At 25.4% G+C, this 12,720-nt stretch carries 19 protein-coding genes and 1 pseudogene; 11 read left to right on the top strand and 9 right to left on the bottom strand.

Going from position 1 to position 12,720, the window contains the following annotated elements:
- Window positions 1-38: 38 nt before the first annotated feature.
- The 7 genes from AACK86_RS06645 to AACK86_RS00490 all read right to left on the bottom strand — a co-directional run bounded on the left by AACK86_RS06645 (window position 39) and on the right by AACK86_RS00490 (window position 2,826).
- Window positions 39-422: a helix-turn-helix domain-containing protein gene (locus AACK86_RS06645; RefSeq protein ID WP_422398252.1), complete on the bottom strand. Its 384-nt coding sequence runs from the start codon at window positions 420-422 to the stop codon at window positions 39-41.
- Window positions 423-889: 467 nt separating this feature from the next.
- Window positions 890-1,579: a hypothetical protein gene (locus tag AACK86_RS00515; RefSeq protein WP_338982042.1), complete on the bottom strand. Its 690-nt coding sequence runs from the start codon at window positions 1,577-1,579 to the stop codon at window positions 890-892.
- A gap of 23 nt (window positions 1,580-1,602) precedes the next feature.
- The gene (locus AACK86_RS00510; RefSeq protein WP_338982041.1) at window positions 1,603-1,839 is read right to left on the bottom strand and encodes a hypothetical protein; all 237 of its coding nucleotides are present in this window, start codon (window positions 1,837-1,839) and stop codon (window positions 1,603-1,605) included.
- 41 nt (window positions 1,840-1,880) lie between these two features.
- Window positions 1,881-2,111, bottom strand: coding sequence for a hypothetical protein (locus AACK86_RS00505; protein WP_338968739.1), 231 nt, complete (start codon window positions 2,109-2,111; stop codon window positions 1,881-1,883).
- A gap of 3 nt (window positions 2,112-2,114) precedes the next feature.
- The gene (locus AACK86_RS00500) at window positions 2,115-2,276 is read right to left on the bottom strand and encodes a hypothetical protein (protein WP_338982040.1); all 162 of its coding nucleotides are present in this window, start codon (window positions 2,274-2,276) and stop codon (window positions 2,115-2,117) included.
- Complete coding sequence (locus AACK86_RS00495) at window positions 2,276-2,497, bottom strand: hypothetical protein (RefSeq protein WP_338968741.1); 222 nt, start codon at window positions 2,495-2,497, stop codon at window positions 2,276-2,278. The genes AACK86_RS00500 and AACK86_RS00495 overlap by 1 nt, the downstream gene beginning before the upstream one ends.
- A gap of 2 nt (window positions 2,498-2,499) precedes the next feature.
- Window positions 2,500-2,826 carry a hypothetical protein gene (locus AACK86_RS00490; protein WP_338982039.1) on the bottom strand — a complete coding sequence of 109 codons (327 nt, stop codon included), beginning with the start codon at window positions 2,824-2,826 and terminating at the stop codon, window positions 2,500-2,502.
- A 579-nt stretch (window positions 2,827-3,405) separates the two neighbouring features.
- Here AACK86_RS00490 and rpmG point away from each other — a divergent pair.
- The 3 genes from rpmG to nusG are packed head-to-tail and all read left to right on the top strand — an operon-like array spanning window position 3,406 to window position 4,561.
- A complete protein-coding gene (rpmG, locus tag AACK86_RS00485; protein ID WP_215826970.1) occupies window positions 3,406-3,555 on the top strand; it encodes a 50S ribosomal protein L33 in 150 nt (49 codons plus the stop codon).
- Window positions 3,556-3,579: 24 nt separating this feature from the next.
- Complete coding sequence (locus AACK86_RS00480) at window positions 3,580-3,945, top strand: hypothetical protein (RefSeq protein ID WP_338982038.1); 366 nt, start codon at window positions 3,580-3,582, stop codon at window positions 3,943-3,945.
- A 16-nt stretch (window positions 3,946-3,961) separates the two neighbouring features.
- A complete protein-coding gene (gene nusG / locus AACK86_RS00475; protein WP_338982037.1) occupies window positions 3,962-4,561 on the top strand; it encodes a transcription termination/antitermination protein NusG in 600 nt (199 codons plus the stop codon).
- A gap of 313 nt (window positions 4,562-4,874) precedes the next feature.
- Here nusG and AACK86_RS06640 read toward each other — a convergent pair whose 3' ends face one another.
- Both AACK86_RS06640 and AACK86_RS06635 read right to left on the bottom strand, forming a co-directional pair.
- A complete protein-coding gene (locus AACK86_RS06640; RefSeq protein WP_338982695.1) occupies window positions 4,875-5,267 on the bottom strand; it encodes a transposase family protein in 393 nt (130 codons plus the stop codon).
- On the bottom strand, window positions 5,252-5,704 hold the full coding sequence (locus AACK86_RS06635) for a transposase family protein (protein WP_338982632.1): 453 nt from the start codon (window positions 5,702-5,704) through the stop codon (window positions 5,252-5,254). Before AACK86_RS06635 ends, AACK86_RS06640 begins: the two co-directional genes overlap by 16 nt.
- Window positions 5,705-6,042: 338 nt before the next feature.
- On the opposite strand from AACK86_RS06635, the gene AACK86_RS06630 reads away from it, so the two are divergent.
- The 8 genes and pseudogenes from AACK86_RS06630 to AACK86_RS00435 all read left to right on the top strand — a co-directional run bounded on the left by AACK86_RS06630 (window position 6,043) and on the right by AACK86_RS00435 (window position 12,713).
- Entirely contained in the window at window positions 6,043-6,495 is a 453-nt protein-coding gene (locus AACK86_RS06630; RefSeq protein WP_338982632.1) for a transposase family protein, read from the top strand.
- The gene (locus AACK86_RS06625; protein ID WP_422398309.1) at window positions 6,480-6,872 is read left to right on the top strand and encodes a transposase family protein; all 393 of its coding nucleotides are present in this window, start codon (window positions 6,480-6,482) and stop codon (window positions 6,870-6,872) included. The genes AACK86_RS06630 and AACK86_RS06625 overlap by 16 nt, the downstream gene beginning before the upstream one ends.
- Window positions 6,873-7,538: 666 nt before the next feature.
- Window positions 7,539-7,973, top strand: a complete 435-nt coding sequence (rplK, locus tag AACK86_RS00460) for a 50S ribosomal protein L11 (protein WP_338982034.1) — start codon at window positions 7,539-7,541, stop codon at window positions 7,971-7,973.
- 2 nt (window positions 7,974-7,975) lie between these two features.
- A complete protein-coding gene (gene rplA / locus AACK86_RS00455) occupies window positions 7,976-8,677 on the top strand; it encodes a 50S ribosomal protein L1 (RefSeq protein ID WP_338982033.1) in 702 nt (233 codons plus the stop codon).
- A gap of 76 nt (window positions 8,678-8,753) precedes the next feature.
- Window positions 8,754-9,590: pseudogene (locus AACK86_RS00450) on the top strand (IS5 family transposase).
- Window positions 9,591-9,923: 333 nt separating this feature from the next.
- Window positions 9,924-11,312, top strand: coding sequence for a flavin monoamine oxidase family protein (locus AACK86_RS00445; protein ID WP_338982032.1), 1,389 nt, complete (start codon window positions 9,924-9,926; stop codon window positions 11,310-11,312).
- A gap of 490 nt (window positions 11,313-11,802) precedes the next feature.
- Complete coding sequence (locus tag AACK86_RS00440) at window positions 11,803-12,315, top strand: hypothetical protein (protein WP_338982031.1); 513 nt, start codon at window positions 11,803-11,805, stop codon at window positions 12,313-12,315.
- Complete coding sequence (locus tag AACK86_RS00435) at window positions 12,315-12,713, top strand: hypothetical protein (RefSeq protein ID WP_338982030.1); 399 nt, start codon at window positions 12,315-12,317, stop codon at window positions 12,711-12,713. Before AACK86_RS00440 ends, AACK86_RS00435 begins: the two co-directional genes overlap by 1 nt.
- Window positions 12,714-12,720: the final 7 nt, after the last annotated feature.

The following is a 12,720-nucleotide window of genomic DNA, read 5'->3' as shown; positions in this document are numbered from 1 at the left end:
TTTACCAGAATAAGATTGTTTTTGTCTTTTTTTGGGCGTTAGATTGGAGTTTCGGTAGCATCAATAATAATAGTTTTATCATTAAAATAATCATTTATTAGTGCTTTTTTACCAGCAAGTTGTTGAAAATCAGAGTTTTTAATTAAAATATCTTCAATTCACTTGATATTGCGATAACAATTAGCTTCACTAATTCCGAAATTTTTACCAAGATGAAAATAAGTCTGATATTCTCGTCAATATGATAAAGTCATCAATAATCTATTTTCTAGTGATAATTTATTAGTTTTACCACCTTTTTTAAATTTTTCTATTTCAGCTACTTGTAAAATATCTAACATTTTATTAAAAGTGGATTTTTTTATTCCTGTTAATCTTAACCATTCTTTATCATTAAGAGTATTAAATTTATTATTGTTCATATTTTGATATCCTCATAAATTATATTTTATAAGAATATTTTAATAAAAAAGGTATCGCAAGAAGTCTATTGAATATTCGTTCCCGGTACTTCAAGACTTCAAATTAAATCAAAAACCTTATAAAGCATTTGGGCGAGAAATTCCGCCATTTTTGCGAGATTTTCCATTTTTTATTGTTCCTTTTCTTTCATTTTTCTTAAAAATTTGCTAAATTTATCCATTTTTAAATATTCCAAGTCTTCTAAATCAATTGCTGTGTCAGTATAGTATTTGTCTTCATAGTCGGGATTTACTTTTGAATTTGAGTAATCTCTTAAAAACGCTAGGTAAAAAGAATTGTAAGTGTTTAATATTGGCAGAGGAATTTTTAGTTTAAAAAAATAGATATCAAGTTCAGGAATATCACGGTATTTAATGCGACGACCCTTTTTACTATTTTTAGCATCAATTAAGGTATTTCGTCAGCGTTAATATTCTTCAATGCTCGTAAACGTACCATAAATGACTTTTAAGTAGGGACGAAAAATATTAACGGGTTTTTTACGAATGCCCACAATCACATTATTGGCAATATCACGAACTTTAACTCAAATATGTTTATCTCTTTGATCGCTAGCGAGAACAATATGACCAAAATGGCGTGCCAAAGCGAAATATTCTTGAATACCCGTTTCTTCATTTTTGGTATTATTTTTTTCTCAATCAGTTCCTTCTAAAAATAAATTGGTTTCATCTCATAACAGTAAGGTTTTGTCTGGTAATACCGGATAATCAAAGTCTAACAATCCCATATGGCCTAAACTTAATTTTTGGGTTTCTAGTAATGGAAATGTTGCGGCGAGGTGATATTTTTTCTTTTTTAGTAATTTTGATGCGTATACTAGAAAGGCGGTTTTTCCAGTTCCTAATGAACCAATCACAATATTTAATGGTGAGTTTTTTAAGAAGTTAATCACTTTGTTAATTTGTGTTAAATTGCTGATTTTAAAAATGAAAATTAAAATACAACCCGCTAAAAATAAATAACTCACAATGTTTTTAAAATAACCGTTGTAAATGTATCAAATTGCTCCTCAATGTCATAAAATTAAAAATGAGGTGCGATTTAATTCAATAAAATGGTTATTTTTTTCTATTATTCATTTGCAAAATTTCATCTTGCACCTCACTTTATTTTTTGTTAGCGGACTGCGCCAAGTAATTTTTCAAACATTTTAAAGCAAATAAAGAATATTGCCAAAATAAATGGAAAAATGAAGATTCAGTAGTCAGTAAAGAAGTTACCGAATTGCGGCATATTAACCGCAATAATTTCTCACATTTTAGTAAACGCTGTTATAATTGAATTTCACAATTTAGTCATCGCATCACTAGCTGTTATTTTTGCTGGTGCATCGGCCAAAAAAGTTCCAATCATATAATCACCCCCTTTCTTCTTAAGGGATTCTTCATTTGTCTTTATCTAAATACTGATATGGTTTTTCAAAGTAACATTAGAATAAATCACGCCATAATCGCTGTTAATAATCAAAAAGCAATGTTTGCTATTAAAAGCCAAAGTGGCGCTTCGGTTAAATCAATTTCTTTATCACCAGTAATATGGGCCGGAATGGTTGTAATTTGAATAAATAAATCTCAGAAAGTTTGTTTAATTTGTTCTCAATTAAATTCTTTTAAGTTTATTGTCATTTTTTATCTCCCAAAAATCATTTTTATTGGTAAATACATAATTGAAATTAATGCGAAAAGAAAAGTAATGATAATAATTAATCCGGCAATAAACGCAACTTGTGCAGGCATTTTTTCTATCGGAACAAACAGTTTTAAAAACTCCATAATAATTTCTCAAAACATTATTTTCTATTCTCATTATTTTCTTTTGAATTAGGCGCTTTAACTCATTCTTCAAAACGAGCAATAAATACTTTCTCGTCTTTTGTGAAATTACCAGTATTATTTTTAATGGCATTTTTATATTTAATTCGCATTTTTATTTTGGCATAAATTTTATAAGCAAAATATGCAGATAGCATGATGCTGATAATAATAAATATTAGTCCAATTGCAATATTCATTTTTAAACTCCTTTAAAATATTTATAATTCATATCTTTTTTGTTGTTTTCTTTTTCAGTAATGAAGAAACTTAATAATTCTTGGCCTTTAATTAACTTGGTTTCTTGCTCTTGTTGATTAATTGAAATTACTTGATATTTACTATCTTTTATTATTCCAATACAAATAGAATTTTCGTATTTTCCTTTATAAACAAATCGCTTTGGAAACCAAATGCCGATTTGTTCATTAAATCACGGAATTTTTGGTGCTTTAATAAGCATTGCGTTTTGTGTTTCTTTTAAGAGATATTTTTTAGTATTTAAGAAAATGTTTTCAATGTTTTTCATAGTAAATTACCTTTCTTATGAATAAACTAAGTTATATTAACTAAGTTGTTAGTTAACTTAGTTTATTAAACACTTATATATCGCAGATTTAAGTGTTTAACAAGCTTTGTTAGTAAATTTTTTTTAATTAGATAAAGATTTTAATAATTTTAAACTTAGTATATCCCCTATATAGAAATTTCTACACTTTAACATCCGCATCCTACCCTTGGAACTAACTTAATAGCGTGTATATTTTTAGGAAATCCACCCATTAATTTTTTTATTGCAAAACGAAATAAATTGCTATAGCTAATAGGGTTATTATCTATCAACTGGTAAACTTCTTTCGGTTATGGCGACCACCCACAATTTATCGTGCTTTAATACATACCAACATTATTAATTCACTTGTATTTAATTTTCAAAGAACAAATTTTTAACACCTTATAAAATAAAAAGACAATCATTGCTAACTGCCTTAATACTTATTCAAATCTTTACCGACCTAACAAAACTTTATGCGTCCCTAATATATTTGTTATTTGACAGCATATTTTTGTTATTATATAATGTATATAGATAAAAGGGAGAAAGATAATGCAACAAAAAATTATTTTAGTTTGCGATCAATGTCTGTCAAGAAACTATAATACTTTTACTAATAGTTCTAATCAAACTGTTAGATTATCTTTAAAAAAGTTTTGTAAGCACTGTAATCAACATACAATTCATAAGGAAACAAGATAATATTTAGAGAGGAAATAAATATTGATGGCTAAAGAAAAGCACAAAGAAAAAAAGATAAAATCGGAACATAAGGTATTAAAAGTTAAAAGAACTAAACCGATTTTAGGACAAAGAAAAGTTAGTTCACAAACTAAAGAGGCGATTATTAAAAAAAGTGTTTTAGATTCAAAAATAAATGGAAATCGTGGTCAGAGATTTAAAAAATCTTTACTGGATTTACCATTATTAATGACTAGAGAAATGCGCCGTGTTCGTTGAGCAAAAAGTTTGCAGTTAAATAAAAAATTTTGATTAACTGTTGGATTTATTACTTTCTTTGCAATTTTCTTTGCAATTGTTCAAACATTATTACAATTAATTTTAGAAGTTAGTAAAATTTTAGTCATTTAATAAGGAGTAGAAAAAGATGATAAAAGAAGATATTAAACAAGAAAAGGATTCTAGTGATTTATTAGGTAAGTGATATACAATTAATTGCTATAGTGGTCATGAAGAAAAAGTTAAAGAAGATTTATTACAACGAGTTGAAACTTTAAATATGAAAGACTTTATTTTTGATGTGCGGATTGTGAAACAGCAAGAAATGTCAAAAAAAACAAAATCAATGATTGGGAAAAATCCATATCCGGGTTATTTGTTTGTTAATATGATTATGAATGATGATGCTTGATTTATTGTTAGAAATACCCCTGGTGTTACTGGTTTTATTGGGTCTAGTGGAAATTGATCCAAACCGTTTCCATTATCGCGTACTGAAGCTAGAGATATGTTAAGACGCAATGAAGAAAAAAGTAATATTAGTAGTAAAAAAGTTCAACAAGTATTTGTTGCTGATTTTAAAGAAAGAGACTTAGTTAAAATATTATCAGGAGCTTTTGAGAATAAAGAAGGTGAAGTTATTGGTATGGACTATAGTAAAGGCGTAGCAACAATTAATATTGAAGTTTTTGGGGGAAGATATGTTCCTGTGGAAGCTGAATTTAGTTATTGTGAGAAAGTTAATTAAAATAATCTTATTAAGAAATTAATTTTTTATAATTAGTTTCTTTTTTAAAATTTTTAGATGAGAAGGTTAATCGGTAATGAAAAAGGTAGTTATTATGACTGATTCATCAGCAGGATTTAGTATCTTAGAGCAAAAAAAATATAATAGACTTCTTGCATAACCTATTAAAAAAATTACAAATATTTGTAAAAAGACAGTAATAGAAAAATATAATTTTAATTAATTATGTCTTTTATCTAAAAAATTAATATTTTGCCACAACAAAAAATGAATTTATTATTTAAATTCTTTAATTTTAAATAAATCTTTTATGTTAAATTAATAATTGCAAATTATAAATTGAGGCAATTAAATTAAATCTTAAACCAAATCTTTTTCTACGATTACGATATTTTTCTGTCATAATTTTAAATTTTTTAAGAATAGCAAAAATATTTTCAATAATAATTCTCATTTTTGAAACTAGTCTATTATGTTGTTTTTGTGCTTTATTTAAATGGTTTTTCTTTGTTTTCTTTGTAGGTATTAGAACATTATTGTGAATTTTTTGTATTCCTTGATAACCACTATCAACTATTAATTTGGTATTTTTTAAAATTGAGATTTTTGATTCTTTAAATAAAGCATAATCATGTTTTTCCCCAAGTGAAAAACTTGTTGCAATAATTTTTCTGGTTTCTTGTTCGATAATTACTTGTGTTTTAATGGTGTGTTTTTTCTTTTTACCAGAATAAGATTGTTTTTGTCTTTTTTTGGGCGTTGGATTGGAGTTTCGGTAGCATCAATAATAATAGTTTTATCATTAAAATAATCATTTATTAGTGCTTTTTTACCAGCAAGTTGTTGAAAATCAGAGTTTTTAATTAAAATATCTTCAATTCACTTGATATTGCGATAACAATTAGCTTCACTAATTCCGAAATTTTTACCAAGATGAAAATAAGTCTGATATTCTCGTCAATATGATAAAGTCATCAATAATCTATTTTCTAGTGATAATTTATTAGTTTTACCACCTTTTTTAAATTTTTCTATTTCAGCTACTTGTAAAATATCTAACATTTTATTAAAAGTGGATTTTTTTATTCCTGTTAATCTTAACCATTCTTTATCATTAAGAGTATTAAATTTATTATTGTTCATATTTTGATATCCTCATAAATTATATTTTATAAGAATATTTTAATAAAAAAGGTATCGCAAGAAGTCTAATAAATAAAATATTATGCAATAATACCTGTTGATTAATTACATTGTATCAAATAAATATCAAGAAACACTATAATTTTTTAAATTTAAAATAAAAAAAGTAGTTAGTATTTTAAATACTAACTACTTACTTACAAAACTAATTAACTTTCTCACAATAACTAAATTCAAATTAATAAAAAATAGAAAAAAATTTTATTTTAATAGACTTCTTGCGATACCTTTTTTATTAAAATATTCTTATAAAATATAATTTATGAGGATATCAAAATATGAACAATAATAAATTTAATACTCTTAATGATAAAGAATGGTTAAGATTAACAGGAATAAAAAAATCCACTTTTAATAAAATGTTAGATATTTTACAAGTAGCTGAAATAGAAAAATTTAAAAAAGGTGGTAAAACTAATAAATTATCACTAGAAAATAGATTATTGATGACTTTATCATATTGACGAGAATATCAGACTTATTTTCATCTTGGTAAAAATTTCGGAATTAGTGAAGCTAATTGTTATCGCAATATCAAGTGAATTGAAGATATTTTAATTAAAAACTCTGATTTTCAACAACTTGCTGGTAAAAAAGCACTAATAAATGATTATTTTAATGATAAAACTATTATTATTGATGCTACCGAAACTCCAATCCAACGCCCAAAAAAAGACAAAAACAATCTTATTCTGGTAAAAAGAAAAAACACACCATTAAAACACAAGTAATTATCGAACAAGAAACCAGAAAAATTATTGCAACAAGTTTTTCACTTGGGAAAAAACATGATTATGCTTTATTTAAAGAATCAAAAATCCCAATTTTAAAAAATACCAAATTAATAGTTGATAGTGATCATCAAGGAATACAAAAAATTCACAATAATGTTCTAATACCTACAAAGAAAACAAAGAAAAACCATTTAAATAAAGCACAAAAACAACATAATAGACTAGTTTCAAAAATGAGAATTATTATTGAAAATATTTTTGCTATTCTTAAAAAATTTAAAATTATGACAGAAAAATATCGTAATCGTAGAAAAAGATTTGGTTTAAGATTTAATTTAATTGCCTCAATTTATAATTTGCAATTATTAATTTAACATAAAAGATTTATTTAAAATTAAAGAATTTAAATAATAAATTCATTTTTTGTTGTGGCAAAATATTAATTTTTTAGATAAAAGACATAATTAATTAAAATTATATTTTTCTATTACTGTCTTTTTACAAATATTTGTAATTTTTTTAATAGGTTATGCAAGAAGTCTAATGTAGAAATGAATGTCTTATAACTTCTAAACAAATAGAATGTGATTGTTTTTATATTAAGAAGGATAAAGAGCGAATAAATAAGTGTAAAATCATTAAAAAAGATTGTTGTGAAGACCGATATCATTCTTGTGAATTAGTTTGTAAAGAACGCGAATGTGAAAGAAATAATAACTATTCTAACTGTTAGTAAATAGAAGAAAGTATTAAATAATGTTAATTAAAATAATAGTTGTTCGTAATCAAACAACTATTATTTTTTTAAATCAATAACTTACTGTTAAAATTAATTGAGAAATAAACTAATTTACTGGTGAGGAGATTATTTAATTGTTGGATAATTATAACTGAATAAATTGGTTTATTTTCTAATAGTAGTTATGTTGAATTGTGACAGTAATAATGTTATTATGTATAAGCCTGAAAAAAAATAGGTTAATGTGGGAGAATATATCGTTGACCACAGCGAGAACAATTATGTATAGGAGGTGTTGCTCGTGGCTAAAAAAATTAAAAGAATTGCTAAATTACAGTTTAAAGCGGTACAAGCTAAGCCAGGTCCGGAATTGGCTTCATTAGGAATTAATATGCCACAATTTTGTATTGCTTTTAATGATGCAACAAAAACAAGAATGGGTGATGTTGTCCCTGTTGTTATTACTGCTTATGATGATAAGTCATTTGATTTTGTTTTAAAAACAACGCCAGCAGCTGTTTTATTAAAAAGAACAGCTAATATTGAAAAAGGTTCAAGTAGTAGTAAAAAAGAAAAAGTAGCGACGATTACTGAAGATAAAATCAGAGAAATTGCTGAATATAAAATGGTTGATTTAAATGCTAATGATATTGAAAAGGCAATGAAAATTATTGAAGGAACAGCAAGAAATATGGGAATTGTTGTTGAAAAGCTATCAAAAGGGGAACAAAAATAGTTATGGTAATTGTTAAAAAGAGTCGTTATTCTAAAAATTATCAAAAAGTATCCCAAATCTTTGATAAAACTAAAATATATTCAATTGATGAAGCTGTTTCGTTAGTTAAAAAAACTTCAATAACAAAATTTGATGCTACGGTTGAGTTAGTTTTTCTTTTAAATGTTGATCCAAGACATGCTGATCAACAACTTCGTGGAGCATTAGTGTTACCCGCAGGAACTGGTAAAAAACAAAGAATTTTAGTATTAACTAATAGTATGAATCAAGTGGCGATTGATAATAAAGCTGATTTTGTTGGTGGTAAGGATTTAATTGAAAAAATTCAAAAAGAAAATTGATTTGATTTTGATGTTATTATTGCAACACCAGATATTATGGCAGAATTAGGAAAGATTGGTAAAATATTAGGACCTAAGGGTTTAATGCCAAATCCAAAAACAGGAACGGTAACTACTGATGTGCAAAAAGCAATTGCAGAAATTCGTAAGGGTAAGATTGAATATCGTGTTGATAAGCAAGGTAATGTTCATGTAATTATTGGTAAGGTTTCTTTTAGTGAAGAGCAGTTAAAGGAAAATTATCACGCGATTTATGAAACGCTTAGAAAAGTTCGTCCCACAGCCGTTAAAGGTGCTTATGTAAAAAATATTAGTATTAGCACTACTATGGGACCAGCGATTAAAGTTGCTATTGAGCATTAAAAATATAATAGACTTCTTGCGATACCTTTTTTATTAAAATATTCTTATAAAATATAATTTATGAGGATATCAAAATATGAACAATAATAAATTTAATACTCTTAATGATAAAGAATGGTTAAGATTAACAGGAATAAAAAAATCCACTTTTAATAAAATGTTAGATATTTTACAAGTAGCTGAAATAGAAAAATTTAAAAAAGGTGGTAAAACTAATAAATTATCACTAGAAAATAGATTATTGATGACTTTATCATATTGACGAGAATATCAAACTTATTTTCATCTTAATAAAAATTTCGGAATTAGTGAATCTAATTGTTATCGGAATATCAAGTGAATTGAAGATATTTTAATTAAAAACTCTGATTTTCAACAACTTGCTGGTAAAAAAGCACTAATAAATGATTATTTTAATGATAAAACTATTATTATTGATGCTACCGAAACTCCAATCCAACGCCCAAAAGCCCAAAAAAAGACAAAAACAATCTTATTCTGGTAAAAAGAAAAAACACACCATTAAAACACAAGTAATTATCGAACAAGAAACCAGAAAAATTATTGCAACAAGTTTTTCACTTGGGAAAAAACATGATTATGCTTTATTTAAAGAATCAAAAATCCCAATTTTAAAAAATACCAAATTAATAGTTGATAGTGGTTATCAAGGAATACAAAAAATTCACAATAATGTTCTAATACCTACAAAGAAAACAAAGAAAAACCATTTAAATAAAGCACAAAAAAACATAATAGACTAGTTTCAAAAATGAGAATTATTATTGAAAATATTTTTGCTATTCTTAAAAAATTTAAAATTATGACAGAAAAATATCGTAATCGTAGAAAAAGATTTGGTTTAAGATTTAATTTAATTGCCTCAATTTATAATTTGCAATTATTAATTTAACATAAAAGATTTATTTAAAATTAAAGAATTTAAATAATAAATTCGTTTTTTGTTGTGGCAAAATATTAATTTTTTAGATAAAAGACATAATTAATTAAAATTATATTTTTCTATTACTGTCTTTTTACAAATATTTGTAATTTTTTTAATAGGTTATGCAAGAAGTCTAATATAATGTTTTAAAGTGGTAGAGAATATTTTTCTCTGCTATTTTTTTTATATTATTTTTACAATCTTTGCGATTAGTTAGGAGTATTGCTAATAACTGGTAATTTTGATATAACTATAATAAGTAATTATTTTAAGGTAATGCTATTGAGGTGTACATTCGTAATGAAAAATAATCAAACGAAGTATGATGTTATTATTATTGGAGCTGGATTTTCTGGTTTAGCGGCAGCATTACGATTAAAACCTTATAAGTTAAAAGTATTAATTTTAGAAGCTGATGATGATATTGGTGGTCGTAGTTGAAATAAAGTTTTAGATGATGGAACAATAGTTGAATTAGGTGGTCAATGAGTTGGATGACAACATCAAAGGATGTTATCTTTTATTAATAAATATAAGTTACAAAAATATACAACACCGCCTTTTCCAGAAGGTAAAACATTGTTTCAATATAATGGTCAAATTATTGATGAGTTTCCTGAAGAGGCAATGTTGTTAGTTAATAATTTTGATAACTTAACAAAAGAAATTGATTTAGAAAAACCGTGAATGCATCCTAATGCTAAATTATGAGATAATATTACTTTTGAACATTGATTAGAAATGCAAGATGCAACAGTAGATGCTAAAAAAATGGTAGGAAGAATTATTGCTGGGGGATTATTATCTCGTGATACTAGTCATATTTCAATGTTGCAAGCATTATTTTATGTTGCTAGTAATGCTGGGTTTGATGTTGCTACCAGTTCTGAAAAAGGTGCTCAGCATTATCGTGTTATTGGTGGTAGTTATAAAATTGCTAGAAAAATGGTTAGTGATTTAAAAGGAACAGATATTATTTTAAATGAACCAGTAACAGTTATTAATTATGATCAAGAATGTTCTACTGTTTTATCAATGAATAATAATATTTATCAGGGAAAGTATTTAATTATTGCAATTCCCCCTGTGCTTGCTAGTAAAATTCATTATCATCCAAGTTTAGGTTCACAATACTATGGTTTATTACAAAATTTTCCTGGTGGTGATGCTCTTAAAGTTCATTTTATTTATGAAAGACCTTTTTGAATTGAAGATAATAATTCTGGCAATGTTTATTTACAAGAAGGATGACTTACCGAAGTAACAGATAATACCACACCAAGTGATTCGCATGCTATTTTGACAGGATTTATTTATGGTAATAAAAAACGAGAATTAATTCAAAAGGATTTAGAAGAAAGAAAAAAGTTATTACTGAATGAGTTAGCATTATTTTTTGGTGAAGAGGTTAAAAATATTTTACAATATATTGAATATGATTGATTAAATTCGCCTTGAACAGGTGGATGTTTTTCAGGTAGTTTAAGAATTGGTTGTTGAACTAGTTATGGACCATATTTAAGGCGACCAATTGGTGCAATTCATTGAGCAAGTACAGAGTTAAGTATTCATTTTAATGGTTATTTTGAAGGAGCAGTGTTATCTGGTGAAAGAGCTGCTGATGAAATTATTAAGGAATTAAAAATTAAAAAACCTAAAATTAAAAGAAAAATTATTAAAAAGAAATAAATAATGATTATATCAAACATTTGTATTGATATTTTTGTAATTTTATTTCACAATTAAAGTATTAATTTATAATAAAATAGCAGTTTGGGTACGTGTTCTGCAATAAAAAAGGTTAATAAAGCAAAGTTTAATACTTAAACGGCGTTATTTTTATTTGGGAAGGATAGTTTTTATTATTATGAATAGTGATTTAAGTTTAGTAAAATCTAGTAGTATTTTAGAACCAATGTAATGAGAGGAGCCAGAAATTATCCAGATAGAAGAGGTTGCGACTAAAGCTTTAGAGTGAACATATCGATTAAGTAATTTATGTCATTTTAACTTATTTGAGAAAGTATTAGATCTTGATATTAGTAATTTAAAATATGTTAGTAATACAATTATTCAAATAGAAGTTATTGAAAGTAAGCGAGATAAAGAGCAATTATTAGTAAATGATGGGTATCAACCGTTAATTAATGATGATAGTTATGTTGAAAAGATATTTACATTGTCAAATTATAATTATTTTTTTAAAAAAAGAAATACATATCAAATAATTCAAGGAATTAATCTTGAAAGTCCAGTAGAATGAACTAATCTTGATGCTAAATTTAATTTTATTTTAGAAATTAAAAATCCATTGTTAATGACTGATATTAAAGTAATTGAAAAACCAGAAACGATAATAGCATTAGGAAAATATTTTAATGTGCCACCGCATAGTACTGTTTATGCCCATTATTTTTTGTGACAAACAAAGGCAACATATAACTGTAATTTAAAAAATATGATTAGTGGTAATATTTCTGGAAAAATTCATCTTAAAACAGGAGAAATAATTGATTATATTATTCCCATTGGTTTTGGAATATATCTTTTACAAAAAATGGAGCAAACGACAGTTAATATTTTAAAGATTGAAAATGACAATTTAATTGAATTTAATACTGAAGCAATAATAACGACTATTGAAGATGTAAGTTTAAGTACTGAATTTTATAATCAGAAGGTGGGATTTTAATGTTAGATTTAAGTTCACTATTTTCAGATTCGACAATTTATCAATTTGAAAAGCATAATAATTTAAAATCAATAGTTAAACAGATTTCTAAGAAATATAAGAGTATGGCTATTAATCCTAATGATATAAATTTTAAAAATATTATTTTAGATATTGCTAGTCTTCATCTTTGAGAACAATTATATGTTGATTTAAATATTAATTGAAAAGTAGAAAATGTGCCATTAAAATTTTTCTTATATAAAGAGCATTGGACAGCAACACTTAAAAATCATTATGAAAATCTTTTTAAAAAGTCACAAGTAGAGTTAATTTATTATCCATTTATTTTGTCAGTTATTAGTGATATTGTTTGTTATTATGGCGATATTTACCATTTTAAAGGTAGTAAACAATAGACTTCTT

The organism is Spiroplasma endosymbiont of Eupeodes luniger (assembly GCF_964019525.1).
Taxonomy (GTDB): domain Bacteria; phylum Bacillota_I; class Bacilli_A; order Mycoplasmatales; family Nriv7; genus Nriv7.
Note: the sequence above shows the minus strand (reverse complement) of the source record. Positions and strands in the feature narration are given on the sequence as shown.